This is a genomic window from Streptomyces sp. NBC_01408, assembly GCF_026340255.1.
Taxonomy (GTDB): domain Bacteria; phylum Actinomycetota; class Actinomycetes; order Streptomycetales; family Streptomycetaceae; genus Streptomyces.
Map to the genome: position 1 here is coordinate 2,999,770 of NZ_JAPEPJ010000001.1, position 26,831 is coordinate 3,026,600.

The window sequence follows — 26,831 nt, forward strand, 5'->3', positions numbered from 1 at the left end:
GGCTGTGCTAGCGCAGCCGCCTCACCTTCAGCGCGTTGTCCGGGCGGCTCCCGGGACTGCCGTCGGGTGCGGTCATGGGCTGGGAGTGTTCCTCGGCGAGCAGGACCTCCCAGCGGCCCTCGGGCAGTTCCAGCTGGGCCAGGACCTCGTCCGGGGTCGGGAAGCCGATCTCCGCGTGCTTGTCCGGGTCCCACGAGGGCCCGCCCGCGTGGCCCGCGATCAGCAGGACCCCGCCGGGGGCCACGGCGCGGGCGGCCGTGTGCAGGATCCGCTCGCGGGGGAAGTCCCCGTACGAGTGCAGGAAGCAGGCCGACACGAGGTCGAACTCCCCCTCGGGGAAGGACTCCGCGAAGTCGTGCCGCTGCCACTCGACCCGGTCGGCCACCCCCGCCTCGGCGGCGTGCTCGGCCGCCCGGCCCAGGGCCACGCCGGAGATGTCGGTTCCGGTGACCTGCCAGCCCTGCCGGGCCAGCCACACCGCGTCGGCCCCCTCACCGCAGCCGAGGTCCAGGGCACGGCCGGGGGCCAGGTCCCGGACCTCCCGTACCAGGACGGCGTTGGCGTTGCCGCTCCAGATCCGGTCGCTCTCGCGGTAGCGGTCGTCCCAGAACTCCTGGCCCCCGTCGGGCTGGATCTCGTGGGTGTGCGCGTGCTCGGTCACGGCGGCCTCTTTCCGTCGGTGTGACTGTGCCGCCGATGCTCCGCCGAGGGGGTCCGGGAGGCAAACATCTTTGCCGTTTCCGCAAAAGCGCCCCCGGTCCGGACACCCCCTAGGCCTCCGGCGGTTCGGCGATCAGGGCCGTCGCCACCCGGCGGAAGCCGATGCGGGAGTAGACGCGGGCCACGTCCTCGTCGCCCGCGGAGAGGAAGACCGTACGGATCCCGCTCGCGCGGGCCCGCGCGGCCAGGGCCGCCGTCACCCCGAGGGCCAGGCCCTGGCGCCGCGCCGCGGGCAGGGTTCCGACGGCCACCACCTCGGCGACGTCGCCGACCGGTATGTACTGGCCCGAGCACAGCACCACGCCGTCCCGGGCGGCGGCCGCCATGACCGAACGGCCCGACGCCAGCATCCCGGACACCCGGGTCCGGCGGGCCTGCGCGTCGGGATCCGCCGTCGCCGCCGCCAGTTCGGCCGGGCCGGCCTCGCCCACCGCCGTTCCCGGGGCCGCGAAGGCCAGGGCGGGGACCGTCACCGCCGCCGTCAGCAGCGGGTCGTCCGCGTCGATCAGGCGTACGTCGGGATGGGCGGGGACGGCCTCGGCCGCCGGGTCCAGGACCATCAGGGGGTGCGCGTGGACGTGCAGTCCCGCCGCTTCCACCGCGGCCCGGAGCGTGGGGCTGGTTTCGGCCACCCATTCGAAGGCCTCGGGGACTTGCAGCTCCCGCTGCCGGGCCCGTACCCGCTCCACGTCGGCCGCGGTCGCCCCGGCGCCGCCGAGCGCGGGCCGCGCGTAGTACGGCCAGCCCGCGCCCTCCTGGACGAACAGGGTCAGCGGGCCGAAGTCCTCGGCCCGCGCCCCGCCCGCCCGCGGCACCGTGTCGTAGTACCGCTCCAGCTCGGACAGTTTCCCGCCGACACTGTCGATCTTGTGTTTGGACATCGGGCCATCCAAGCAAAGCGGTGCCGCCCGGACACCTTCTTTAAGTGCCCGGCTTCGGCGTCCGGCTTCGGCGCCCGGCTCAAGCGCCCTCAGGCGCCCTCCTTCAGCACGCGCGAGATCAGCGCCCGCTGGGCGTCCGACAGGTGCGGCTCCTGGCAGGACACCGTCCGCCCGTCCACCGTGATCCGGTACGAGAACCCGTCCCGCACCCGGTCCGCCCCGCGCCCCGGCGGACCCGGCCGCAGGGCCAGCTGGGCCAGGGCCCGCCACTCGTCCTCGTCGGGCCGGCCCGAGGTGTCCACCTCGGCCCGGCGCTCGATGCCCGCGAAACCACCCGTCCTGATCACCAGAATGCGCATGGGGACCGTTTACCCGGCCAGCGGGACGCCCACCGCCGACCACGCCTTCTGGAGGGCCTGGTGCTCCGCGCCCCCGTCCCCGTACCGGGTCACGGCCGCCGCCACCGACAGCCGGGCGAAGTCCGCGAAGTCCGCGTCCGAGGCCAGCTCCCCGCCGGTGAGGGTGTCGTACCAGATCTGCCCCGCCCGCTCCCAGGCCTTGCCGCCCAGCTCGGTCGCGGCGATGTAGAAGGCGTGGTTGGGGATGCCGGAGTTGATGTGCACCCCGCCGTTGTCGCGGGAGGTCCGCACGTAGTCGTCCATCGTCGCGGGCTGCGGGTCCTTGCCGAGCTCGTCGTCGTCGTACGCGGTCCCCGGCGCCTTCATCGACCGCAGCGCGACCCCGCTCACCTCGGGCCCCAGCAGTCCGGCCCCGATCAGCCAGTCCGCCTCCTCCGCCGTCTGCTCCAGCGAGTACTGCTTGATCAGCGAGCCGAAGACGTCGGACATCGACTCGTTCAGGGCGCCGGACTGCTGGTAGTAGTCGAGGTTCGCCGTGTACTGGGTGACTCCGTGGGTCAGTTCGTGGCCGATGACGTCGAGCGACACCGTGAAGTCGAGGAAGAGGTCGCCGTCCCCGTCGCCGAAGACCATCTGCTGCCCGTCCCAGAAGGCGTTGTTGTAGTCCTCGCCGTAGTGGACGGTCGCGTCCAGGGCCAGCCCGGCGTCGTCGATGGAGCGCCGCCCGAACCCCTTCAGGAACAGCTCGAACGTCGCGCCGAGCCCGGCGTACGCCCGGTTGACGGTGGCGTCCTTGCCCGCGGGGTCACGCTCCGCGCGCACCTTCGTGCCGGGCAGCTGGGTGCGGTGCTCGGCGTCGTAGACGGTCCGGTTCGGCTCGTCGGAGCCGGTGGCGCCCAGGGTGGGGGCGATCCCCCGGACGGTGGTGATCCGGCGGCGGGTACGCAGGAGGGAGTCACGTTCGAGGGTGCGCTGTGCGAGACCGGCGCGCCGGGCGTCCTCGGACAGGGCGATCCTGTCGAGGAGGTGCGGGGGCACGACGGTGCAGAAGACGGGGTGGCCGTGGGTACGGGAGGCATCCATGCCCGGCAATGTGGCAGTGGGTCATGCCGCTGTCACTAGCTGCGACCATGATTCATTCGCTTGTCTGAAAGAGGTGACGTGGGGTTGACGCATCGAACCGACCTTCCGGGAATGAACGAGGCTTAGCTCACATTCGGTATAAATCGGACGCCTGGGTCTTGCATACTGAAACAGGTCCTCGCATCACGGCGCGGCTCGGCTAGGCTCGGTCCATCATGCGTTTCGGGCTGCTTCTCCTTAGCTGCCGCGGCGAGGGTCTGTAGTCGTAGGCCGACCCCCTCCCCGCGGAGTTTGGTGTTGCGGTTTTTACGACCGCCGTCGGCCGTCCCAGCGAACTACACGCGGACACGCGAGGAGCCCAACGCCATGAGCCAGCAGCCTTTTGTCGGTCGCCCCACGCCCATCACCAACGCGACCCACTCCCAGAAGCCCTCCGGGATGCCGATCCACAAGTACGGCCAGTACGAACAGGTGGACATCCCCGACCGCACCTGGCCGGACGTCCGCGTCACCAAGGCTCCCCGCTGGCTGTCCACCGACCTGCGCGACGGCAACCAGTCGCTGATCGACCCGATGACCCCCGCCCGCAAGCGCGAGATGTTCGACCTGCTGGTGCGCATGGGCTACAAGGAGATCGAGGTCGGCTTCCCGTCCTCCGGCGAGACCGACTTCGCCTTCGTGCGCTCCATCATCGAAGAGGGCGCGATCCCGGACGACGTCACCATCTCCGTACTGACGCAGGCCCGCGAGGACCTGATCGAGCGGACCGTGGAGTCCCTGGCCGGCGCCAAGCGCGCCACCGTCCACCTGTACAACGCGACCGCGCCGACCTTCCGCCGGGTCGTCTTCCGCGGCTCCAAGGAGCAGATCAAGCAGATCGCCGTCGACGGCACCCGCCTGGTCATGGAGTACGCCGAGAAGCTGCTGGGCCCGGAGACCACCTTCGGCTACCAGTACAGCCCGGAGATCTTCACCGACACCGAGCTGGACTTCGCCCTGGAGGTCTGCGAGGCCGTCTGTGACGTCTGGCAGCCGGCCGAGGGCCGCGAGATCATCCTGAACCTGCCCGCCACCGTGGAGCGCTCGACGCCGTCCACCCACGCGGACCGCTTCGAGTGGATGGCCCGCAACCTGACCCGTCGCGAGCACATCTGCATCTCCGTGCACCCGCACAACGACCGCGGCACCGCCGTCGCCGCCGCCGAGCTGGCCGTGATGGCCGGCGCCGACCGCATCGAGGGCTGCCTGTTCGGGCAGGGCGAGCGCACCGGCAACGTCGACCTGATCACCCTGGGCATGAACCTGTTCTCCCAGGGCATCGACCCGCAGATCGACTTCTCGCAGATCGACGAGATCCGCCGCACCAGCGAGTACTGCAACCAGATGGAGGTCCACCCGCGCCACCCCTACGCGGGCGACCTGGTCTACACCGCCTTCTCCGGCTCCCACCAGGACGCCATCAAGAAGGGCTTCGACGCCATGGAGGCCGACGCGGCCGCCGCGGGCAAGACCGTCGACGACATCGAGTGGGCGGTCCCGTACCTGCCCATCGACCCCAAGGACGTCGGCCGCTCCTACGAGGCCGTCATCCGGGTCAACTCGCAGTCCGGCAAGGGCGGCATCGCGTACGTCCTGAAGAACGACCACAAGCTGGACCTGCCGCGCCGCATGCAGATCGAGTTCTCCCGCATCATCCAGGCCAAGACCGACGCCGAGGGCGGCGAGGTCACGCCGAAGGCGATCTGGGACGTCTTCGCGGACGAGTACCTGCCCAACCCCGAGAACCCGTGGGGCCGCATCCAGCTGCGCTCCGGTTCGACGGCCACGGACAAGGACGGCACGGACACGCTGACCGTCGAGGCGGTCGTCGACGGCGTCGACGCCGTCCTGAACGGCACCGGCAACGGTCCGATCTCCGCCTTCTTCGACGCGCTGGCCGGCATCGGCGTCGACGCCCGCCTGCTGGACTACACCGAGCACACCATGAGCGAGGGCGCCTCCGCCGTGGCCGCCTCGTACATCGAGTGCGCCATCGACGGCCGCGTCCTGTGGGGCATCGGCATCGACGCCAACACCACCCGCGCCTCCCTGAAGGCGGTCATCTCCGCCGTCAACCGCGCGGGCCGCTGACCCCTCGTACGTGGACCCCGTCCCTCCCTCCGGAGGGGCGGGGTTCCGTCGTCCCGGATCCGGCGCGCGAGGTGCTCGGGCCGCCCCGGCGCGACGGGCGCAGTTCGGCCAAGTCCGCGTCGTGGCAGAGGTTGTCTTGTCACACGACTGACGCATCCTCATCGATGTGGCTAACATCACGCCAACCCGGCGATGTTGCCGGAAGGTTACGGAGGTGCGACGTGCTGCCAGTTCGGGGTGGGGACGGCCGGAAGCTTACGGTCTGGGGCATCCGTACCACCTGGAGCACCGTGGGTGACGGGGAGTTCTTCTGCCCCGCCTGCGGTGGGGACCGCAACTACCGAAGGCGGACCGGGCGCCGCCGGTTCACCGTCCTGGGGGTGCCGCTGGTGCCGCGTGGGGAAGCCGGGCCCGTCGTCGAGTGCCAGGGGTGCCGGGAGCGCTTCGGCACCGAGGTCCTCGACCACCTCACCACGACCCGGTTCACGGCCCTGCTGCGCGACGCCGTGCACACCGTGACGCTGGCCGTGCTCGCCGCGGGCGGGACGGCCTCGCAGGGGGCCCTGGAGGCCGCCGTGTGGGCCGTACGGGCCGTGGGCTTCCAGGACTGCACCGAGGAGCAGCTGGAGGCCCTCGTGGAGGCGCTGTCCACCGAGGAGGGCCGGCTCGGCCTGTACGACGTCCCGGAGTGCTGCGGGGCAGCCCTGTCGATAGAGCTCCACGAGGCCCTGGAGCCGCTGGCCCCGCACCTGGCCGGCCCGGGCCGCGAATCGATCCTGCTGCAGGGCGCCCGGATCGCGCTCGCGGACGGCCCGTACACGCCGGCCGAGCGCGAGGTCCTGGCCACCGTGGGCGCCGCGCTGCGGATCGGCGCGGACGAGGTGGCCCGGCTGCTGTCGGCGGTCCGCGCCCCCTGAGCCGCCTCGCGGCGGCGTACGGATCTCCCTGAGGGCCCGGCGGATCTCCGCCGGGCCCTCGTCTGTGTACGGGCGGGAGGCGGCGGGGCGGCCCGGAAGCGGCCGAAACGGCCCTGCCGGACGTAACGATCCGGCCGCGCGCGACCGGATTCGTACCCTCCGGGCGGGGTGCGGGCCGCCGGGGCGGCTGTTTCGGACCGGGTGCGTCCCACCTGTCGGACAGCCGGAGCGGGGAGTGCGAGTTTGCGCACCTGAAGCGCAGGACCGGTCGTGGCGTGGGCAGTTGGCGTGGAGGTTCGCGACTGCGCGGCCGGAATGCGCCCCTCGGAGGGGTGTTGTACATACGCCTGTGCGGAAGCCTTCGCCATTGGCGGAACCTACAGATCGAAGATCGCCGACCGTCAACAATTTGTAGAAGTCGACGATATCTGTGAGGCCCCCCACAGGCGTTCAATTCCGGTCACACGACGAGACGCCGCCTGTAACACGGCGGGGCTTCGATTCACGTGAACTCACTGACAACCCTGACGGACCAACGGGTTAGCGACCCACTCCGGCCAGGGACAACCAGATCTCCTCTCACTTACCTACCTCTTTGAAGGGCCAGGCAGAGATGGCACGTGTCGCCGCCCGGCTTTCCGGCAACGGAAAGCAGAGCACCCACCCGGTCGACGAGGTGCTCCCCCTCCCCAAGCTCGCGCTCTACGGCTTCCAGCACGTACTCGCGTTCTACGCCGGCGCGGTGATCGTCCCGATCATCGTCGGCAACGCGCTGAAACTCAGCCCTGAGCAGCTGGTCTACCTGATCAACGCGGACCTCTTCACCTGCGGTATCGCCTCGATCATCCAGGCCTTCGGCATCGGCCGGATCGGTGCGCGCCTGCCCCTGATCCAGGGTGTGACCTTCACCGCCGTCTCCCCGATGATCGCCATCGGCCTCGGCGCGGGCGGCGGGACCGCCGCGCTGCTGGTCATCTACGGTGCGGTCATCACCGCCGGCATAGCGACCTTCGCCTTCGCCTGGCTCCCCGCCAAGGCGTTCCGGGCCGTCATGAGGCTGTTCCCGCCGGTCGTCACCGGCACGGTGATCACCGTGCTCGGCATCGTCCTGATCCCCGTCGGCCTCAACGACGCGGCGGGCGGCGTCGGCAGCCCCGACTTCGGCGATCCCAAGCACTTCGCCTACGCCGGCGGCACGATGCTCTTCATCCTGATCCTGATGAAGATCGGCAAGCCGTTCCTCTCCAGCATCTCGATCCTCCTCGGCCTGGTCGGCGGCACCGCGGCCGCCTTCCTCCTCGGCGACGCGAAGTTCGGCGACGTCGGCAAGTCGGACTGGATCGGCGTCACCACCCCCTTCCACTTCGGAGTCCCGAAGTTCGAATGGTTCCCCATCGTCCTGATGCTGATCGTCATGCTGATCACCATGGTCGAGACGACCGGTGACACTTACGCGGTCGGCGAGATCGTCGAGAAGGACATCGACAGCGAGACCGTCGCCCGCGCCCTGCGCGCCGACGGCGCCGCGACCGCCCTCGGCGGCGTCCTCAACTCCTTCCCGTACGTCGCCTTCGCCGAGAACGTCGGCCTGGTGCGGATGACGAAGGTCAAGAGCCGGTTCGTGGTCGTCGCCGCCGGTGTCTTCATGATCGTCCTGGGTCTGCTGCCCAAGGCCGCCGCGATCGTCGCCGCCGTCCCGCACGGGGTGCTCGGCGGCGCCGCGACCGTCATGTTCGGCATGGTCGCCCTGGCCGGCATCCAGACCCTGGGCAAGGTGGACCTCAAGGAGGAGAAGAACGCGCTGATCGTCGGCGTCTCCCTCGCCTTCGCCCTGCTCCCGGCCACCGTCCCGGTCTTCTTCTCCAAGCACATGGACGCGGACCTGTCCTCGCTGCTCAACAGCGGTGTCACCCTCGGTGCCACGGCGGCCATCGTCCTCAACCTGATCTTCAACGGCCTGGCCAAGGACGACGCGCACGACACGGCCCCCGCCACCGCGGCCGCCATCGACCTGGCCGCGGAACCGGCCGCGGAACCCGCCGCGGAATCGGCTGCCGAACCCGCCGCCGAGGCGGTCGCCGCGGCGGTCCCCGCCCAGGCGGCGGCCCCCGCGGCCGGATCCGAGAAGGGGTCCGGCTCCAAGAAGGCGGACGACGCGGAGCCGTCCTCGGCCACCTGATCCTCCCAAGGGGTGCTGGCCCCTCGCCCGGACCCCGGTCCCGGGCGAGGGGCCTTCGCTGTCGGTGCGGCAGGCGACAATGGGCCCATGAGTCTGTTCCGCGACGACGGCATCGTGCTGCGCACCCAGAAGCTGGGTGAGGCGGACCGCATCATCACGCTGCTGACCCGCGGCCACGGCCGGGTCCGGGCCGTCGCCCGCGGGGTCCGGCGAACCAAGTCCAAGTTCGGGGCCGGGCTGGAACCTTTCTCCCATGCCGACGTGCAGTTCTTCGCACGCGGCAGCGAGCTCATCGGCCGCAGCCTCCCGCTCTGCACCCAGACCGAGATCATCGCCCCGTACGGCAACGGCATCGTCACCGACTACGCCCGCTACACCGCCGGCACCGCCATGCTGGAGACCGCCGAGCGGTTCGCCGAGAACGAGGGCGAACCCGCCGTACAGCAGTACCTGCTCCTCGTAGGGGCGCTGCGGACGCTCTCCCGCGGCGAACACGAACCGCACCTCATCCTCGACGCCTTCCTGCTGCGCTCCCTCGCCGTCAACGGCTACGCGCCCAGCTTCGACGACTGCGCGAAGTGCGGGATCCACGGCCCCAACCGGCACTTCTCCGTCGCCGCGGGCGGGGTCATATGCGGGGACTGCCGGGTACCCGGCAGCGTCGTACCCTCGTCGGAGGCCATCGCCCTGCTCAGCGCGCTGCTGACGGGTGACTGGGGCCATGCCGACGCGTGCGAGGCGCGTCACGTGCGGGAGGGCAGCGGGCTGGTCTCCGCCTATTTGCACTGGCATCTGGAGCGCGGGCTACGCTCCCTTCGATACGTCGAGAAATAGGAGCTGGGCACATGGCACGACGCGGGATTCTGGGACGCTCTCGCCGCGAGTACAAGGTTCCCGAGCCGCACCCGTCCGGTGAGCGCCCGCCGAAGATCCCCGGCGACCTGGTCCCGAACCACGTCGCCGTGGTCATGGACGGCAACGGCCGCTGGGCCAAGGAGCGCGGCCTGCCGCGCACCGAGGGCCACAAGGTCGGCGAAGGCGTCGTGCTGGACGTGCTCAAGGGCTGCCTGGAGATGGGCGTCAAGAACCTCTCCCTGTACGCCTTCTCGACGGAGAACTGGAAGCGCTCGCCCGACGAGGTGCGCTTCCTGATGAACTTCAACCGCGACGTCATCCGGCGCCGCCGCGACGAGATGAACGAGCTGGGCATCCGCATCCGCTGGGTCGGCCGCATGCCGAAGATGTGGAAGTCGGTCGTCCAGGAGCTCCAGGTCGCGCAGGAGCAGACCGTCGACAACGACGCCATGACCCTGTACTTCTGCGTGAACTACGGCGGCCGCGCGGAGATCGCGGACGCGGCGCAGGCCATCGCCCGCGACGTGGCGGCGGGCCGGCTGGACCCGTCGAAGGTCAACGAGAAGACCTTCGCGAAGTACATGTACTACCCGGACATGCCGGACGTGGACCTCTTCCTGCGCCCGAGCGGCGAGCAGCGCACCTCGAACTACCTGCTCTGGCAGAGCGCGTACGCCGAGATGGTCTTCCAGGACGTGCTGTGGCCGGACTTCGACCGGCGCAACCTCTGGGCGGCCTGCCTGGAGTACGCCCAGCGTGACCGCCGCTTCGGCGGCGCGGTCCCGAACCAGGCCGAGGGCTCCACGGGCTGACCTGGACCCACGCGCCCGCGGGTCTAGGATCATCTGTCATGGACATGGGTGGGGAACAGGCGGTCGGCGAGGTCGTACGGCTCGTCTACCGGGTGACGCCGGACGACATCGCGGACGCGCTCCGGGCACGGGACAGAAAGACACCGGCCGGCCGGCGCAGGCAGCGGGGGTACGTGGGGTGCGCCGCCGGCCTCCTGCTGCTGGCCGTGCTGACGGCCCTGGGCCGCGAGGGCGTGCGGCCGATCTCGTTCGGGCTGGTGGCGGGCGCCGCGACGCTGGGCGCGTTCGCGCTGTACGGTCCCCGGCTCCAGGCGCGGGCCTTCGGCGGGATGCTGGAGAAGGTGGGGGAGGTGCTGACCGTCGTCGACGACAGCGGGGTGCTGGCGACCACCGCCGACACGCAGACGCGGATCGGCTGGAGCGCCCAGCCCGCGTACGCGGAGACGGACAGGGCGTTCGTCATGCTGAGCGCCGACAAGCAGGCGGTGGGCATGACCTGCCTCCCCAAGCGCGGAGCCCAGGACCCGGCCGACATCGATCGGCTTCGAGCGGTCCTGGACCGGAACCTGAAGCGGCTCTGAAGCCCGTCCCGAAGGACAGGCCCTAACCGGCGGCGGCCGCGCAGTCCGCGCAGGTGCCGAAGATCTCCACCGTGTGGGCCACGTTCACGTAGCCGTGTTCGGCCGCGATGGACTCGGCCCACTTCTCCACCGCCGGGCCCTCCACCTCGACGGCCTTGCCGCACGTGCGGCAGACCAGGTGGTGGTGGTGGTCCTCGGTGGAGCAGCGGCGGTAGACGGACTCGCCGTCGCTGGTGCGCAGTACGTCGACCTCACCGGCGTCGGCGAGCGACTGGAGGGTGCGGTAGACGGTGGTCAGGCCCACGGAATCGCCCCGGTGCCGGAGCATGTCGTGCAGTTCCTGGGCGCTGCGGAACTCGTCCACCTCGTCCAGCGCCGCCGCCACGGCTGCCCGCTGCCGGGTGGATCGCCCTCGTACTGGCGCGGTATTCATCTCGCCAGGCGCAGTCGCCACCGGTTCCTCCTCGTATCGGCCTTGGTCCATTGTGCCAGGCGGCTGGTCTCCCTAGACCTTCACATCGTCTCGCGTGCAGACCTCTTCGGCCGCACTCGCGGCCTTGGCGCGGCGCCGGGCCAGCGGTGCCGACAGGGCCGTCATGATCATGAAGACGGCGATGGCGAGCAGCACGATGGTCGCGCCGGAGGGGGCGTCGATGTAGTACGTGGTGGCCGTGCCGGTCAGGGAGACCAGCAGCGCGATGGCCATGGCCAGGGACAACGTCGCCGTGAACCCGCGGGTGACCCGCTGGGCGGCCGCGACCGGGATCACCATCATGGCGCTGACCAGCAGCAGGCCCACGATGCGCATGGCGACGGTGACGGTGACGGCGGCCGTGACCGCGATCAGCAGGTTGAGCAGGCGCACCGGCAGGCCGGTGACCCGGGCGAACTCCTCGTCCTGGCAGACGGCGAAGAGCTGCCTGCGCAGGCCGAGGGTGACGGCGAGGACGAAGGCGGCGAGGATCGCCATCGCGGTGACGTCCTCGGTCGCGACCGTGGTGATCGATCCGAACATGGCGCTGAGCAGGTTGGTCGTGGAGCCGCCCGGAGCCATGTTGATGATCATGACTCCGCCGGCCAGGCCGCCGTAGAAGAGCATGGCGAGCGCGACGTCGCCGCTGGTCCGGCCCCGAGAGCGGATGAGCTCCATGCCGATGGCGCCGACGGACGCGACCAGGGTGGCCATCCACACCGGGCTCGTGTTGAGCAGGAAGCCGAGCGCGACACCGGTCATGGCCACGTGGCCGAGGCCGTCGCCCATGACCGCCTGGCGGCGCTGGACGAGGTACGTGCCGATCGCGGGTGCGGTGATGCCCACCAGACCGGCGGCGATCAGCGCGCGCACCATGAAGGGGTAGTCGAGGAGGTCCATCAGCTCAGCAGTCCCGTCCGGAGGGGCTCGGCGTCGTGCGCCGCGTGGGGGTGTACGTGGTCGTGGCCGGGCAGGGCGTGCTGGCCGACGGCCTCCGGGGGCGGGCCGTCGTGCACGACGCAGCCGTCGCGCAGGACGACGGCCCGGTCGATCAGCGGCTCCAGCGGGCCCAGCTCGTGCAGGACGAGCAGGACGGCGGAGCCCGCGGCGACCTGCCGGCGCAGGGCGCTCGCGAGGACCTCCTGGTTGGCGAGGTCCACGCCGGCCATCGGCTCGTCCATGATCAGCAGCTCGGGCTCGACGGCGAGCGCCCGGGCGATGAGCACGCGCTGGTGCTGGCCGCCGGAGAGGGCGTTGACCGAGGCGTCGGCGTGGGTCTCCATGTCGACGAGGGCCAGGGCGCGTTCGACGGCCGCCTTGTCGGCCTTGCGCAGCAGGCCGAACCGGGCGCGGGCCAGCCGGCCGGAGGAGACGACCTCCCGGACGGTGGCGGGGACGCCGCTGGCGGCGGTCGTGCGCTGCGGGACGTATCCGATGCGCGACCAGTCCCGGAAGCGCTTGAGGTCGGTGCCGAACAGGGACAGCGAGCCGTCGGTCAGCGGGACCTGGCCGACGACGGCACGGACGGCGGTGGACTTGCCGGAACCGTTGGCTCCGAGCAGCGCGACGACCTCACCGGAGTGGACGGTGAGGTCGATCCCGCGCAGCACGGGGCGCGAGCCGAGCGAGGCCGTGGCCCCGCGCAGGGATATGACGGGCTGGTCCGCTGCCTGTCGGGGCGTGGACTGCATGGCTCGCGCCTCCGTTGCTGCTGCTGTCATTACTTGGCTCCGAGCGCCTTCTGGAGGTTCTTCAGGTTGGACCGCATGACCTCGACGTAGTCAGCGCCCTGGGACTTGTCGGTGATTCCCTCGAGCGGGTCGAGGACGTCGGTCTTCAGTCCGGTGTCCGCCGCGAGGGTCTTGGCCGTCTTGTCGCTGGCCAGGGTCTCGAAGAACACGGTGGAGACATTGTCCTTCCTGGCGACCTCCTGGAGCTCCTTCATCCGGGCCGGGCTCGGCTCGGACTCGGGGTCGACGCCGGAGATGCCCTCCTGGTCCAGGCCGTAGCGCTCGGCGAGGTAGCCGAAGGCGGCGTGGGTGGTGATGAAGGTCTTGGTGGCCGTGTTCTTCAGGCCGTCCTTGAACTCGGTGTCGAGCCCGTTCAGCTTGGCGACCAGCTCTTCGGTGTTCTTCTTGTAGTCGGCGGCGTGGTCGGGGTCCGCCTTCTCCAGCGCCTTGCCGACGCCCTGGGCGACCTCGGCGTACTTGGCCGGGTCGAGCCAGATGTGCGGGTCGGTGGCGGCCTCGCCCTCCTTGGCGTGCTCCTCCTTGGCGTGCTCCTCCTCGGAGTGGCCGGCCTCGCCCTCGTGGCCGTGGTCGTGGCCGGCGGCGCCGTGGGACTCCAGCGTGGTGAGGGTGGCGGCGTCGACGATGTTCTTCGCGCCGGACTGGGTGACGGCCTTGTCGACGGCGGGCTGCAGGCTCTTGAGGTAGAGGATCACGTCGGCCTCGCCCAGCTGGGCGGTCTGCTTCGGGGTGATCTCCAGGTCGTGCGGTTCGACGCCCGGCTCGGTCAGGGTGTCGACCTTCACGTGGTCCTTGCCGATCTGCTCGGCGAGGAACTGCATCGGATAGAACGACGCCGTCACTGCGAGCTTGCCGTCGGTCCCACCGGTGGCAGCGGCTCCGGAGCAGGCGGTGAGGGCCGTGGCGCCGAGGGCGACGGCTCCGGTGAGGGCGGCTGTGGGTATGAGGCGTCGTACGTTCATGACATCCATTTTCATCAAAAATGGAAACGATTGTCAAAAACCCAGGTGGGCGGCCCGGGTCCGGGCCGTAGAAGGGGATCCGATTTGAAAGGGGGGGTGCGGGCGCCGGTAACCTAAAGACTTCGCCGTTCGTCCTCGTAATGAAGAGAGCACCGTGGCCGCCGACAAGATCGACACCATCGTCAGCCTGAGCAAGCGCCGTGGCTTCGTTTTCCCGTGCAGTGACATCTACGGCGGCTCCAGGGCTGCCTGGGACTACGGCCCGCTGGGTGTCGAGCTCAAGGAGAACATCAAGCGCCAGTGGTGGAAGGCGATGGTCACCGGGCGTGAGGACATCGTCGGCCTCGACTCGTCCGTGATCCTGGCCCCCGAGGTCTGGGTGGCCTCCGGTCACGTCGCGACCTTCTCGGACCCGCTGACCGAGTGCACGTCCTGTCACAAGCGTCACCGCGCTGACCACCTGGAAGAGGCGTACGAGGCCAAGCACGGCCGTACGCCCGCCAATGGCCTCGCCGACATCAACTGCCCCAACTGCGGTGTGAAGGGCCAGTTCACCGAGCCCAAGCAGTTCTCCGGCATGCTGGAGACCCACCTCGGCCCGAGCCAGGACACCGCCTCCAAGGCGTACCTGCGCCCCGAGACCGCCCAGGGCATCTTCACCAACTTCGCCCACGTGCAGACGACCTCGCGCAAGAAGCCGCCCTTCGGCATCGCGCAGATCGGCAAGTCCTTCCGCAACGAGATCACCCCCGGCAACTTCATCTTCCGCACGCGCGAGTTCGAGCAGATGGAGATGGAGTTCTTCGTCAAGCCGGGCGAGGACGAGCAGTGGCAGGAGTACTGGATGGCCGAGCGGTGGAACTGGTACCGCGACCTCGGCATCCGCGAGGAGAACATCCGCTGGTACGACCACCCGAAGGAGAAGCTGTCCCACTACTCGAAGCGCACCGCCGACATCGAGTACCGCTTCAACTTCGGTGGCAATGAGTTCTCCGAGCTCGAAGGCGTGGCCAACCGCACCGACTTCGACCTCAAGGCCCACTCCGCCGCCTCCGGCCAGGACCTCGTGTACTTCGACCAGGAGTCCAAGGAGCGCTACACCCCGTACGTCATCGAGCCCGCGGCCGGTGTCAACCGCGCCATGCTCGCCTTCATGCTCGACGCGTACAACGAGGACGAGGCCCCCAACGCCAAGGGCGTCATGGAGAAGCGCACCGTGATGCGCCTCGACCCGCGCCTGGCCCCGATCAAGGTCGCCGTCCTGCCGCTGTCCCGCAACCCGCAGCTGTCGCCGAAGGCCAAGGGCCTCGCCGCCGACCTGCGCAAGTTCTGGAACATCGAGTTCGACGACGCGGGCGCCATCGGCCGCCGCTACCGCCGCCAGGACGAGATCGGTACGCCGTTCTGCGTCACCGTCGACTTCGACACCCTGGACGACAACGCGGTGACCGTGCGCGAGCGCGACACCATGAAGCAGGAGCGCGTCTCCCTGGACCAGATCCAGAGCTACCTCGGCAGCCGCCTGCTCGGCTGCTAGTACCCGCCGTACCAAGACCGGTGGCCCGGTGCGCACGCCGCGCACCGGGCCACCGGTCTTTTCCGTCCGCGCGGACCCGCGTCAAGCGCGCAGGCCCCGGATGACGAGGGAGGTGACCGCCTCGAACTCCGTGGTGATCGTGGGCGAGAGCCAGTCGGCCGCGTACTGCGGATCGTGGAAGCGTCCGGTGGCGTCGAACACCGCGCGGGCGGCGCCCGGCACGTCCTCGGCGGCCAGCGTGCCCGCCGCGACGCCCTCGGCGATGATCCGGGCCAGCTGCGCGATCAGCTCGGTGAGGTGGGCGTCCACCACGCCGCTGTTCTCGGCGAGCAGCACGGTGTAGGTGGCGAACAGCTCCGGGTCGTCCCCCGCCTTGTGGCGCTTGGCCTCGAAGAGCGCCTCCAGCCACGCCTCGAGCTTGGAGGGGGCGCTCGCGGCGGGGGCCGAGGCGATCTCCTCCAGCATGACCACGCTCTTGGCGAGCCAGCGGTCCGTGACGGCCTCGCGCAGCGCCGACTTCGACGGGAAGTGGCGGTACACGCTGCCGTGGCTGACACCCAGGGCGCGCGCCACGTCCACCACGGTCGCCTTGGTGGGGCCGAAGCGGCGCAGCACCTCCTCGGTGGTCTCGAGGATGCGTTCGGAGGTCAGGGGCTCGGCAGCTGCGGGGGGCATGAGTACGACCGTACCGCCAGCTCAGTGCTCGCTGTCGAGGTGGGCCATCTGCGCGGCGGGGTACCGCTCGCCGGCCGCCGCGCCGACGGGCACGGCCTCCTCGACGGCGGCGAGGTCGGCGGCGTCCAGTTCTATGTCCATGGCACCCAGTGCCTCAGCGAGCCGGTCGCGGCGGCGGGCGCCCACCAGTGGCACGATGTCGACGCCGTGCCGCGGCCCCTGCGCGAGCACCCAGGCGATGGCGGTCTGCGCCACGCTCACGCCCTTGCCCTCCGCGACCTTGCGCAGGGCGGCCACCAGGTCCAGGTTGCGGTCGAGGTTGTCGCCCTGGAAGCGGGGGCTCATACCGCGGAAGTCGCCCGGGGCCAGCGCGCGGTCGCGGGTGAAGTGGCCGCTGATCAGGCCCCGGGACAGCACCCCGTACGCCGTGACGCCTATGCCGAGCTCACGGGCGGTCGGCAGGATCTCCTCCTCGATGCCGCGGGAGATCAGCGAGTACTCGATCTGGAGGTCCGAGATCGGGGCCACGGCGGCGGCCCGGCGCATGGTGTCCGCGCCCACCTCGGAGAGCCCGATGTGCCGGACGTGCCCGGCCTCGACGGCCTCGGCGATCGCACCGATCGTCTCCTCGATCGGCACGTCCGGGTCCACGCGGGCGATCCGGTAGATGTCGATGTGGTCCCGGCCGAGCCGCTGGAGCGAGTAGGCCAGGAAGTTCTTGACGGCCTCCGGCCGGCCGTCGTAGCCGGTGAAGCCGCCCTCGACCGTGCGCAGCGCGCCGAACTTGACGCTGGTCAGTGCCTTCTCGCGGGCCGCGGCGGGCGCGGTGCGCAGGGCTTCGTTGATCAGCAGTTCGTTGTGGCCCATGCCGTAGAAGTCGCCCGTGTCGAGCAGGGTGACCCCGGCGTCGAGGGCGGCGTGGATGGTCGCGAGGGACTCGGCCCGGTCCGCCTCCCCGTAGAGGGCGGACATCCCCATGCAGCCGAGGCCGAGCGGGAAGACGGACGGCCCCGTGGCGCCGAGCGTGCGGTAGGCGGTCGTGCCGCGGTGGGTGGCCGTGCCGCGGTGGGTGCCGGTGCTGTTGACGTTCTCGTTCTTAGCCATGAGACGAGAATGGCATGACGGATGACAGATTTCAATATCTGTCACTCGTCAGCGTGAGGGAGCTCGGTCGGGGTCCGGGTCCGTCTTCGTCTCCAGGGTCCGAGCCGTCCGCTCGGCCGTCGCCATCGCCCAGCGGCCGCTGCTCGCCACCCCCACCACCAGGACGACCAGCCCGCAGAGCGTGATGAACCACCAGGCCGGGCGGGCCGCCGCGGTGAACTCCGCGCCGCCCGCCAGCCCGGCCGACAGGACCGCGCCGGCGATCGCGACGCCCAGCGCGCCGCCGGTCTGCCGGCTGGTGGAGGCGATCGCGGCCGCGACGCCCGCCTGGGAGCGGGGCATGCCGGAGACCGCCGTATTGGTGATGGGCGCGTTCACCATGCCGAAGCCGATCCCGAACAGCACGTATCCGACGAAGAGGAGGGGTGTGGAGGTCTCGGCCGAGAAGACCGCGAAGAGCAGCCCGCTCACCGCCATCGTCACGCCCGCGATCAGCAGGGGCAGCCGGGGCCCCCGGGAGCCGACCAGCCGCCCCGCCAGCGGCGCGCTCAGGAAGGTCGGGACCGCCATCGGCAGCAGGTAGAGCCCGGCGTCCAGAGCGCTGAGCCCCCGTACGTCCTGGAGGTACAGGGTGTTGAGGAAGAGCACGCCCGACAGCCCTGCGAAGGCGCTCACCGCGATCACCGTCGCCCCGCTGAAGGGGGCGCTGCGGAAGAACCGCGGATCGATCAGCGGATCCGCCCGCCGGGGCTCGTACAGCAGCAGCGCCACCAGCGAGGCGACGGCCACCAGGATGCAGCCGGTGATCACCGGGGAGCCCCAGCCCTCGGCGGGGCCCTCGATGATCGCGTACGTCACCGTACCGAGCAGGGTCATGACCAGCAGCTGGCCGACGGGATCCAGGCGGCGCGGCCGGGCGGCCCGAGACTCCGGGATGTAGCGCAGGGTCAGGACGAGGGCGAGGAGTCCGATCGGAAGGTTCACCCAGAAGATGGACCGCCAGCCCACGGAGTCCACCAGCACCCCGCCGATCAGCGGGCCGGCGGCCATGGAGATGCCCGCCACCGCCCCCCAGATCCCGATGGCGCGGGCGCGCTGCGCGGGCTCCGTGAAGGTGTTGGCGATGATCGACATGGCGACCGGGTTGAGCATCGAGCCGCCGACGGCCTGGATCATCCGGAAGACGATCAGCCACTCCAGATTCGGCGTCAGTGAGCACAGCAGCGAGCCGAGCGTGAAGAGGACCAGGCCCGCGATGAAGACCTTCCGGCGCCCGATCCGGTCGGCCGTGGACCCCGCCAGCATCAGCAGGGAGGCGAGGACCAGCGTGTACGCGTCGATCGTCCACTGCATCCCGGCGACCGAGGCGTTCAGGTCCCGGCGCATGGAGGGGAGCGCGACGTTCAGGACGGTGTTGTCGAGGCTGACGATGAACAGGCTCGTGCAGCAGATCCCCAGCACGAGCATGCGCCGCCGGTGACTCAAGTCGGACATATGGGGGATAGTACGTCAAACTAACGATCTGGCCGTGCGCGACAATAGGGGAATGACCACGCTCCCTCCGCCTCTCGCGATCGGCCCGCACACCGTGCAGCCCCCGGTGGTGCTCGCGCCCATGGCCGGCATCACCAATGCCCCGTTCCGTACCCTCTGCCGTGAGTTCTCGGGTGGCAAGGGGCTGTTCGTGAGCGAGATGATCACGACCCGGGCCCTGGTCGAGCGCAACGAGAAGACCATGCAGCTGATCCACTTCGACGAGGCCGAGAAGCCCCGCTCGATCCAGCTGTACGGAGTCGACCCCGCGACGGTCGGCAAGGCGGTCCGCATGATCGTGGAAGAGGACCGCGCCGACCACATCGACCTCAACTTCGGCTGCCCGGTCCCCAAGGTGACCCGCAAGGGCGGCGGCTCGGCCCTCCCCTACAAGCGGAACCTGCTGCGCGCGATCCTGCGCGAGGCCGTCGGCGGCGCCGGGGACCTGCCGGTGACCATGAAGATGCGCAAGGGCATCAACGACGAGCACCTCACCTACCTCGACGCCGGCCGCATCGCCGTCGAGGAGGGGGTCACCGCCATCGCCCTGCACGGGCGCACCACCGCCCAGCACTACGGCGGCACCGCCGACTGGGAGGCCATCGCCCGGCTCAAGGAGCACGTGCCCGAGATCCCGGTGCTCGGCAACGGCGACATCTGGTGCGCCGAGGACGCCCTGCGCATGGTCCGTGAGACCGGCTGCGACGGCGTGGTCGTGGGCCGTGGCTGCCTGGGGCGGCCGTGGCTGTTCAACGACCTGGTGGCGGCCTTCGAGGGGCGCCCCGAGGACTTCCACAAGCCCATGCTGCGCGAGGTCGCGGCCACCATGCACCGGCACGCCCAGCTGCTCGGGGAATGGATCGGCGACGAGGCCCGCGGGGTGATCGACTTCCGTAAGCACGTGGCCTGGTACCTCAAGGGCTTCTCGGTGGGTTCGGAGATGCGCAAGAAGCTGGCGGTCACTTCGTCACTGGCCGAGCTGGACGCTCATCTGAGCGAGCTGGATTTGGATCAGGCGTGGCCCGAGAGTGCGGACGGCCCGCGCGGCCGGACGTCCGGAAACAACCGAGTTGTCCTGCCGGACGGCTGGTTGAAGGACCCGTACGACTGTGCAGGCGTCGGTGAGGAAGCCGAACTGGACACCTCCGGAGGCTGACAAATCGCCCTCCGTGGTGCGTGATATACGCCACGCATGGGTGAGGTTTCGCTCAGATGAGCGTCGAAGTCACGGGTAAGACTTTCAAAGGGTGGCACTGGGTGCCACCCTTTGTGAGTTCAATACTTGAACGCAAATGTATCGATGATCGCTCATCGGAGCGGAATCAAGCCTCACCAGCCCCCTCGGCCTTCGGCTTGTGAACGCTCTTCGTACTTTCTGATTACCCATGAGTTACTTTCGATCTGCTGGCGCACGGGTGGTTACAGCCGCATGACGACCAAGTGGACGTACCCAGAAGCCTTCGATCTGGGTATGTTCCTGGCCGTCAGGGCAGCCACCGAGCCTCGAGGAGTCGAGACCCGTGTCGGAAAACAAAGATCAGAAGTTCGTCTACGACTTCACCGAGGGCAACCGCGACCTCAAGGACCTTCTCGGCGGCAAGGGGGCCAACCTCGCCGAGATGACCAACCTGGGTCTGCCGGTCCCTCCCGGCTTCACCATCACCACCGAGGCCTGCAAGGTCTACCTCGACAGCGGTACGGCCCCGGCCGAGCTGCGCGACGAGGTCAGCGCCCACCTGGCGGCCCTCGAGGCGAAGATGGGCAAGAAGCTCGGCCAGTCGGACGACCCGCTGCTGGTCTCCGTGCGTTCCGGCGCCAAGTTCTCGATGCCCGGCATGATGGACACCGTCCTCAACATCGGTCTCTCCGACACGTCGGTGAAGGGCCTCGCCAAGCAGTCCGGCGACGAGCGCTTCGCGTGGGACTCCTACCGCCGCCTCATCCAGATGTTCGGCAAGACCGTCCTCGGCGTCGAGGGCGAGCTCTTCGAGGAAGCCCTCGAAGAGGCCAAGGCCGCCAAGAAGGTCACCGTCGACACCGACCTCGACGCCGCCGACCTGAAGAAGCTCGTCACGCGCTTCAAGAAGATCGTGGCGAAGGAGGCCGGCCGCGAGTTCCCGCAGGACGCCCGCGACCAGATGGACCTTGCCGTCGAGGCGGTCTTCAACTCCTGGAACACCGACCGCGCCAAGCTGTACCGCCGCCAGGAGCGCATCCCCGGCGACCTCGGCACCGCCGTCAACATCTGCTCCATGGTCTTCGGCAACCTCGGCCCCGACTCCGGCACCGGCGTCGCCTTCACCCGCGACCCCGCCAGCGGCCACCAGGGCGTCTACGGCGACTACCTGCAGAACGCGCAGGGCGAGGATGTCGTCGCGGGCATCCGCAACACCGTGCCGCTCGCCGATCTGGAGCAGATCGACAAGAAGTCGTACGACCAGCTCATGGGCATCATGGAGACCCTCGAGACGCACTACAAGGACCTGTGCGACATCGAGTTCACCATCGAGCGCGGCCAGCTGTGGATGCTCCAGACCCGCGTCGGCAAGCGCACCGCCGGCGCCGCCTTCCGCATCGCCACCCAGCTCGTGGACCAGGGCCTGATCGACGAGGCCGAGGCCCTCCAGCGCGTCACCGGCCACCAGCTCGCGCAGCTGATGTTCCCGCGCTTCGACGAGGACGCCAAGACGGAGCTGCTGGGCCGCGGCATCGCCGCCTCCCCGGGCGCGGCCGTCGGCAAGGCCGTCTTCGACTCGTACACGGCCGTCAAGTGGTCCCGTTCCGGCGAGAAGGTCATCCTGATCCGCCGCGAGACCAACCCGGACGACCTGGACGGCATGATCGCCTCCGAAGGCATCCTGACCTCGCGCGGCGGCAAGACCTCGCACGCCGCCGTCGTCGCCCGCGGCATGGGCAAGACCTGTGTCTGCGGCGCCGAGGAGCTCGACGTCGACACCAAGCGCCGCCGGATGACGGTCGGCGACACGGTCATCGAAGAGGGCGACGTCGTCTCCATCGACGGCTCCACCGGCAAGGTGTACCTCGGTGAGGTACCCGTCGTACCGTCCCCGGTCGTCGAGTACTTCGAGGGCCGCATGCACGCCGGCGCCGACGACGCCGACGAGCTGGTCGCCGCCGTGCACCGGATCATGGCCTACGCGGACCGCGTCCGCCGCCTGCGGGTGCGCGCCAACGCCGACAACGCCGAGGACGCGCTGCGCGCCCGCCGCTTCGGCGCCCAGGGCATCGGCCTGTGCCGCACCGAGCACATGTTCCTCGGCGAGCGCCGTGAACTGGTGGAGCGACTGATCCTCGCGGACACCGACGAAGAGCGCGAGGCGGCACTCAGTGCCCTCCTGCCGCTGCAGAAGAAGGACTTCGTCGAGCTGTTCGAGGCGATGGACGGCCTGCCCGTCACCGTCCGCCTGCTGGACCCGCCGCTGCACGAGTTCCTGCCCGACATCACCGAGCTGTCGGTGCGCGTCGCCCTCGCCGAGTCCCGCAAGGACGCCAACGAGAACGACCTGCGCCTGCTCCAGGCCGTGCACAAGCTGCACGAGCAGAACCCGATGCTGGGTCTGCGCGGCGTCCGCCTCGGTCTGGTCATCCCCGGCCTGTTCAAGATGCAGGTACGGGCGATCGCCGAGGCCGCGGCCGAGCGGAAGAACGCCAAGGGCGACCCGCGCGCCGAGATCATGGTCCCGCTCGTCGGCACCGTCCAGGAGCTGGAGATCGTCCGCGACGAGGCCGACCAGGTCATCGCCGAGGTCGAGGCCGCCACCGGCACCAGCCTCAAGCTGACCATCGGCACCATGATCGAGCTGCCCCGCGCCGCGCTGACGGCCGGGCAGATCGCCGAGGCCGCGCAGTTCTTCTCCTTCGGCACGAACGACCTGACCCAGACCGTGTGGGGCTTCTCCCGCGACGACGTCGAGGCCAGCTTCTTCACCGCGTACCTGGAGAAGGGCATCTTCGGGGTCTCGCCCTTCGAGACCATCGACAAGGACGGCGTCGGCACCCTCGTCCGCAGCGCGGTCGAGGCCGGCCGGGCCACCCGCCCCGACCTCAAGCTCGGCGTCTGCGGCGAGCACGGCGGCGACCCGGAGTCCGTCCACTTCTTCCACGAGGTCGGCCTGGACTACGTCTCCTGCTCGCCCTTCCGGATCCCGGTGGCGCGCCTGGAGGCCGGCCGTGCGGCCGCCGAGGCCAAGGGCAGCGACAGCCGCTGATTCCCCGGCCCGCGAAGGGCCCCACAGACCGCGCCTGCCCCCGGGTTCCCTGACACCCTGGGGGCGGGCGCGCCTATTTTTGTTTGTTCAACAAATCTTTACGTCAGCAGGCGGTGGACGGATCCCCACCCGTCCACCGCCTGCTGTCATTCTGCCGGGCACGTCGGCGCTTCCCGTGCGACCGACCGCCAGGCCCCGCAAAGCCCCCCACGGCCTTCACGGAGCGTTTCGGTCGCATCGGAGTGTGCCCGGCGGAGTACAGGATTTCGGTTGTCACGCCCCTGCCGAAAGGGGTTTCAACTGTGGCCGAAAGGGCGTGGTGACCACGTGTGACGGCATGCATACTCATGGGGCGGGGGGATTGCGGTTGCACAGGTGGGGGTTCGGTGCTGCGTATCCATTTCACTGGAGTGGACCTGGCACGCGTACGGATGGCAGGGCGTCCCGATGCGTTGTGGGAAACGATTCTCAGCTTTCACCGTTTAAGGGACCGGCGTGACGCCCGGTTGTTCGGTGAATGGCGAACGGAAACTCGGAGCAGGTTGAATAGTGAAACACGCGTGCTCGGTATGCTCATACCGAGTCGCGGATATTTTCCGGATTTCCTGACCCCCGTGGAGGGGCAGTACGGGTGGGACGTGGGCGTCGACGCGCTGCGCGGCATCCGCCCGGACCGGATGCGGCAGGAGCTGGCGCTGCTGGGCGCGGGAGCCGGTCTCGGGGCGGCGTTCGGTATGCCATCCGCCGTGAGCGGGGGCGCTGAAACGTCCCTCCCGCGGCGGCTCCGGGAGCTCATGGACGGCGGCACCAAGCACCTGCCGCGCCTGCTGGGCGAGTTGCGCGCCTACCACCGGGCGGCCGTGGAGCCGTACTGGACCCACATCCAGGCCCAGATCGAGGCCGAGCGGGCCGCCCGCGGCCGGGCCCTGCTGGACGGGGGCGCGGACGAGCTGCTGGCCTCGCTGCCGCCGATGCTGCGCTGGCGGGCCCCGGTGCTGGAGTGCGACTACCCGGTGGACCGGGACGTACGGCTGCGGGGGCGCGGGCTGCTGCTCCAGCCCTCCTTCTTCTGCCGCCGGACCGCCGTCACCCTGCACGACCCGGAACTGCCGCCGGTGCTGGTCTACCCGGCCGCCGCGCAGCTGGTCTCCGCGCCGACCGGCGGGGACGTGTGCCCGGTCGCCGAGGACCAGAGGGTGCGCACCCTGGGCAAGCTCGTCGGCCACACCCGCTCGGTGGTGCTGCGGGCCATCGGCGACGGGGCGACCACCAGCGAACTCGCCCGCCGGGCCGGGGTCTCGCTGGCCTCCGCGAGCCAGCACGCCTGCGTGATGCGCGAGGCCGGGCTGGTGACGACGCTGAGGCACGGCAACGCCGTGCTGCACACCGTGACCCCGCTGGGGGCGGCGCTGCTCAAGGGCGGGGCCGTGGCTTCGTGACCCGGGGCTCTGCCCCGGACCCCGCGCCTCGAACGCCGGCGGGGCCGGAGATGCCGCTGTGCGGCTCTCCGGCCCCGCCGGGCGAGGCCGGATGTCAGACCCGGAACGGGCCCGTCACCTCGTAGGTGATGCCCGCCGAGGAGCTGCCGCTGGTGCCGCGCTGGCTGGAGAAGTACAGCCGGTTGCCGGCGGGGGAGAAGGCCGGGCCGCAGATCTCCGAGGAGGACTGGCCCGTGATCCGCAGGAACGGGGCGACCACGTCGTCCGGGGTGATCAGGCAGATCTCCATGTTGCCGCCGTCCTCGGCGATGTACAGGTCGCCGTACGAGGACCCGGTGACGTTGTCCACGCCCGTCAGCGGGGCCGCGCCGCCGGGGACGAGCGAGTCGTCGTAGGCCAGCTCGTAGGTGTTGTTCGTGAGGTTGAGCTGCCAGACCCGGTTGTCGCCCTTGGTGGTGAACCAGACCGTGTCGTTGGCGTAGTGGCAGCCCTCGCCGCCGTTGAACTTCTTCGAGCCGGAGACCTGGCTACGGGTGGCGGTCGGCGAACCGTCCGGGTCCGGGACGTTGGCCCAGGTGAAGGAACCGGAGGCGGCCGTACCGGCCTTGAGGACCTGGAGGGTGCCCGAGGAGAGGTTTCCCCAGGTGGTCGGGATGAAGCGGTAGAAGCAGCCGCTCGACTCGTCCTCCGTCAGGTAGATCACCTGGCGGACCGGGTCGGCGGCGGCCGCCTCGTGCTTGAAGCGGCCCATCGCGGAGCGCCGCACGGCCGCGTTCACGCCGTACGGGTCGGTCTCGTAGACGTAGCCGAGACTTACCTCCTCGCAGGACAGCCAGGTGTTCCACGGGGTCTTGCCGCCCGCGCAGTTCTGCCGGGTGTTGGAGAGGATCCGGTAGGCGCCGGTGATGCTGCCGGAGGAGTTGAACTTCACCGCGCTCGCGCCGCCGCTGGGGTTGATCTCCGAGTTGGACACGTAGATCCAGCCCGTGCCGTCCGCGAAACACGCGCCGCCGTCGGGGGCGCTGTGCCACTGGTACGAGGTGGAGCCGACGTTCTGGCCGGACCGGGCGATCACCCGGCTGCTGAAGCCGGCGGGCAGCTGGATGCCGTTCGCGTCCGCCGCGCCGAGGGCCCCGTAGGGCCCGGCGCCGGGCTGGGCGGGGGCCGCGTAGGCGGCGCCGTGCATCAGGGTGCCGCCGAAGGCGGCAGCCGACGAGCCGATGACGGCACCGCGCAGGAAGGTACGACGTTCCACGGTCACTCCTGTGGGAGGAAGTCCCCCCGTGCCCGGCCGGGCGCGGGGGTCGCACGCGTCGAGGAACCTAGGAGCACTGAGTTGACGTGACCTCAATTCCTCATTACGCACGAGCGACCGCTTCGAGTTCAATCCTCCAGCAGGGACTTCAGGACGCCGAGACGCTCTTTCCAGAAAGTCTTGTAGACCTCCACCGCGTCGGCGTCGGCGAGTTTCGTGTGCCCGAGTCCCACCTGGGTACGGTCCGGGCCTTTGGGGGTGAGATAGACGGAGATACGGCTGCTTCCGCCGTCCCAGTCGGCGGTGAGCGACTTCCCGGGCCGGTGCGTGCGCAGAGCGAAATCCGCGTGCGGCAGCCAGCGCTCGCGCACCGCCGCGTCGGCGAAGGCCTCCGTCACCCGCTCGGGTCCGGCGTCCACGGTGCGGCTGGCGGACGCCTGCCAGTCGCCGTCGCAGGACTGGCCGACCTCGCGCATCCCGCGCTCCTGCTCGTAGCCCACCGTGACCGACTGGGCGTACCAGCCGCTCACCCCGTACGCGTCCACCAGCCGGCGGGCGATCTCGGTGTGGGTGTGCCCGGTGGCGCCCCACCCGTCGAGCTCGGCGAACCAGCCGGCCCAGTCCCGGCCGGTCTCCGCGATCAGGGCCTCGTCCGACAGCTTTTCGGTGATCTTCTTGACGGCCATGCTCCGACGCTACTGCGGGCGACGGACCCCGGCACGATGTGACGTACTGCGGGACTTTCTGCCCTGGGGAGGAGCCGTATGGGGAAGGATGGTGGAGCGATGAACCACTTCGCCGCCGATGCCGACATCCGCGGCCGCGCCGACCTCGACGTCGTGCTGCGCCGCTTCTACACCGCCGCTTTCGCCGACCGTCAGATCGGCCCCTTCTTCACCGAGATCGCGGGCACGGACCTGGAGGTCCACCTGCCGCGCATCACCGACTTCTGGGAACGGGCCCTGTTCCGCAGCGCCGACTACGGGCGCAACGCCTTCGCCCCGCACGCCGCGCTGCACTCGGCGCGGGCCATGACGGGCGCGGACTTCGGACGCTGGGTGCAGCTGTGGAACGCGACGATCGACGGCCTGCACCGCGGACCGAACGCCGAGCGGGCCAAGGCGCAGGGCGAACGCATCGCGCTGGCCCTGCACAGGCGGCTGGCCGGCGACTCCGCGCCGCTGCACGGCGAGGGCCGGGTCGGCTTCGTCCCGCTGGCCGCGGTGGAGCTGCGCTCGGTCGCCTGACCTGCGGTTTCCAGCAGATCACTGGTCTGCGGAAAAAACTTGGAGAAAATCCCGCGGGAGCGATGACTTTCCCCGGGGCCCCCGGTCTACCTCTCGAAAGCACACCACGAGAG

Annotated in this window: 24 protein-coding genes; 11 read left to right on the forward strand and 13 right to left on the reverse strand. The window is 70.1% G+C overall.

Annotated features, from left to right (window positions below; genetic code table 11):
- Positions 1–7: 7 nt before the first annotated feature.
- The 4 genes from OG447_RS13635 to OG447_RS13650 all read right to left on the reverse strand — a co-directional run bounded on the left by OG447_RS13635 (position 8) and on the right by OG447_RS13650 (position 3,043).
- On the reverse strand, positions 8–661 hold the full coding sequence (locus tag OG447_RS13635) for a cyclopropane-fatty-acyl-phospholipid synthase family protein (RefSeq protein WP_266936750.1): 654 nt from the start codon (positions 659–661) through the stop codon (positions 8–10).
- A 109-nt stretch (positions 662–770) separates the two neighbouring features.
- Positions 771–1,601: a GNAT family N-acetyltransferase gene (locus tag OG447_RS13640; protein ID WP_266936751.1), complete on the reverse strand. Its 831-nt coding sequence runs from the start codon at positions 1,599–1,601 to the stop codon at positions 771–773.
- Between the two features lie 89 nt (positions 1,602–1,690).
- Complete coding sequence (locus tag OG447_RS13645) at positions 1,691–1,960, reverse strand: protealysin inhibitor emfourin (RefSeq protein WP_266936752.1); 270 nt, start codon at positions 1,958–1,960, stop codon at positions 1,691–1,693.
- A 9-nt stretch (positions 1,961–1,969) separates the two neighbouring features.
- The gene (locus tag OG447_RS13650) at positions 1,970–3,043 is read right to left on the reverse strand and encodes a M4 family metallopeptidase (protein ID WP_266936753.1); all 1,074 of its coding nucleotides are present in this window, start codon (positions 3,041–3,043) and stop codon (positions 1,970–1,972) included.
- 366 nt (positions 3,044–3,409) lie between these two features.
- On the opposite strand from OG447_RS13650, the gene leuA reads away from it, so the two are divergent.
- The 6 genes from leuA (at position 3,410) to OG447_RS13680 (ending at position 10,517) form a co-directional block, all read left to right on the forward strand.
- The gene (leuA, locus tag OG447_RS13655; RefSeq protein ID WP_266936754.1) at positions 3,410–5,173 is read left to right on the forward strand and encodes a 2-isopropylmalate synthase; all 1,764 of its coding nucleotides are present in this window, start codon (positions 3,410–3,412) and stop codon (positions 5,171–5,173) included.
- Between the two features lie 221 nt (positions 5,174–5,394).
- Positions 5,395–6,090: a TerB family tellurite resistance protein gene (locus OG447_RS13660; RefSeq protein WP_266936755.1), complete on the forward strand. Its 696-nt coding sequence runs from the start codon at positions 5,395–5,397 to the stop codon at positions 6,088–6,090.
- A gap of 613 nt (positions 6,091–6,703) precedes the next feature.
- Positions 6,704–8,269 (forward strand): nucleobase:cation symporter-2 family protein, encoded by a 1,566-nt coding sequence (locus tag OG447_RS13665; protein ID WP_266936756.1) that lies wholly within the window; start codon positions 6,704–6,706, stop codon positions 8,267–8,269.
- Positions 8,270–8,356: 87 nt separating this feature from the next.
- Entirely contained in the window at positions 8,357–9,103 is a 747-nt protein-coding gene (gene recO, locus OG447_RS13670) for a DNA repair protein RecO (RefSeq protein ID WP_266936757.1), read from the forward strand.
- A gap of 11 nt (positions 9,104–9,114) precedes the next feature.
- Complete coding sequence (locus OG447_RS13675) at positions 9,115–9,936, forward strand: isoprenyl transferase (RefSeq protein WP_266936758.1); 822 nt, start codon at positions 9,115–9,117, stop codon at positions 9,934–9,936.
- A gap of 38 nt (positions 9,937–9,974) precedes the next feature.
- Positions 9,975–10,517, forward strand: a complete 543-nt coding sequence (locus tag OG447_RS13680; RefSeq protein ID WP_266936759.1) for a YcxB family protein — start codon at positions 9,975–9,977, stop codon at positions 10,515–10,517.
- 22 nt (positions 10,518–10,539) lie between these two features.
- On the opposite strand, the gene OG447_RS13685 is transcribed toward OG447_RS13680, so the two are convergent.
- From OG447_RS13685 to OG447_RS13700, 4 genes are read right to left on the reverse strand one after another with little or no spacing between them, the layout of a single operon-like run.
- Complete coding sequence (locus tag OG447_RS13685) at positions 10,540–10,971, reverse strand: Fur family transcriptional regulator (protein ID WP_323181768.1); 432 nt, start codon at positions 10,969–10,971, stop codon at positions 10,540–10,542.
- Positions 10,972–11,022: 51 nt separating this feature from the next.
- Positions 11,023–11,889, reverse strand: coding sequence for a metal ABC transporter permease (locus OG447_RS13690; RefSeq protein ID WP_266936760.1), 867 nt, complete (start codon positions 11,887–11,889; stop codon positions 11,023–11,025).
- Positions 11,889–12,680 (reverse strand): metal ABC transporter ATP-binding protein, encoded by a 792-nt coding sequence (locus tag OG447_RS13695; RefSeq protein WP_266938863.1) that lies wholly within the window; start codon positions 12,678–12,680, stop codon positions 11,889–11,891. Before OG447_RS13695 ends, OG447_RS13690 begins: the two co-directional genes overlap by 1 nt.
- Positions 12,681–12,709: 29 nt before the next feature.
- Entirely contained in the window at positions 12,710–13,699 is a 990-nt protein-coding gene (locus OG447_RS13700; RefSeq protein ID WP_266936761.1) for a metal ABC transporter substrate-binding protein, read from the reverse strand.
- 154 nt (positions 13,700–13,853) lie between these two features.
- On the opposite strand from OG447_RS13700, the gene OG447_RS13705 reads away from it, so the two are divergent.
- On the forward strand, positions 13,854–15,236 hold the full coding sequence (locus OG447_RS13705; protein WP_266936762.1) for a glycine--tRNA ligase: 1,383 nt from the start codon (positions 13,854–13,856) through the stop codon (positions 15,234–15,236).
- Positions 15,237–15,317: 81 nt separating this feature from the next.
- Here OG447_RS13705 and OG447_RS13710 read toward each other — a convergent pair whose 3' ends face one another.
- From OG447_RS13710 to OG447_RS13720, 3 genes are read right to left on the reverse strand one after another with little or no spacing between them, the layout of a single operon-like run.
- On the reverse strand, positions 15,318–15,911 hold the full coding sequence (locus OG447_RS13710; protein WP_266936763.1) for a TetR/AcrR family transcriptional regulator: 594 nt from the start codon (positions 15,909–15,911) through the stop codon (positions 15,318–15,320).
- A 21-nt stretch (positions 15,912–15,932) separates the two neighbouring features.
- Complete coding sequence (locus OG447_RS13715) at positions 15,933–17,015, reverse strand: aldo/keto reductase (RefSeq protein ID WP_266936764.1); 1,083 nt, start codon at positions 17,013–17,015, stop codon at positions 15,933–15,935.
- A 48-nt stretch (positions 17,016–17,063) separates the two neighbouring features.
- Entirely contained in the window at positions 17,064–18,509 is a 1,446-nt protein-coding gene (locus OG447_RS13720; RefSeq protein ID WP_266936765.1) for an MFS transporter, read from the reverse strand.
- A gap of 52 nt (positions 18,510–18,561) precedes the next feature.
- On the opposite strand from OG447_RS13720, the gene dusB reads away from it, so the two are divergent.
- The 3 genes from dusB (at position 18,562) to OG447_RS13735 (ending at position 24,216) form a co-directional block, all read left to right on the forward strand.
- Positions 18,562–19,704: a tRNA dihydrouridine synthase DusB gene (gene dusB / locus OG447_RS13725; protein WP_266936766.1), complete on the forward strand. Its 1,143-nt coding sequence runs from the start codon at positions 18,562–18,564 to the stop codon at positions 19,702–19,704.
- A 364-nt stretch (positions 19,705–20,068) separates the two neighbouring features.
- The gene (ppdK, locus tag OG447_RS13730) at positions 20,069–22,777 is read left to right on the forward strand and encodes a pyruvate, phosphate dikinase (RefSeq protein ID WP_266936767.1); all 2,709 of its coding nucleotides are present in this window, start codon (positions 20,069–20,071) and stop codon (positions 22,775–22,777) included.
- Positions 22,778–23,163: 386 nt separating this feature from the next.
- The gene (locus OG447_RS13735; RefSeq protein WP_266936768.1) at positions 23,164–24,216 is read left to right on the forward strand and encodes a helix-turn-helix domain-containing protein; all 1,053 of its coding nucleotides are present in this window, start codon (positions 23,164–23,166) and stop codon (positions 24,214–24,216) included.
- Positions 24,217–24,310: 94 nt separating this feature from the next.
- Here the strand turns inward: OG447_RS13735 and OG447_RS13740 are convergent, their stop codons facing one another.
- Positions 24,311–25,471 (reverse strand): alkaline phosphatase PhoX, encoded by a 1,161-nt coding sequence (locus OG447_RS13740; protein ID WP_266936769.1) that lies wholly within the window; start codon positions 25,469–25,471, stop codon positions 24,311–24,313.
- Between the two features lie 128 nt (positions 25,472–25,599).
- A complete protein-coding gene (locus OG447_RS13745; protein ID WP_266936770.1) occupies positions 25,600–26,157 on the reverse strand; it encodes a hypothetical protein in 558 nt (185 codons plus the stop codon).
- 99 nt (positions 26,158–26,256) lie between these two features.
- Between OG447_RS13745 and OG447_RS13750 the strand changes: the two genes are divergently transcribed.
- Positions 26,257–26,718 (forward strand): group III truncated hemoglobin, encoded by a 462-nt coding sequence (locus OG447_RS13750; RefSeq protein WP_266936771.1) that lies wholly within the window; start codon positions 26,257–26,259, stop codon positions 26,716–26,718.
- Positions 26,719–26,831 lie beyond the last annotated feature (113 nt).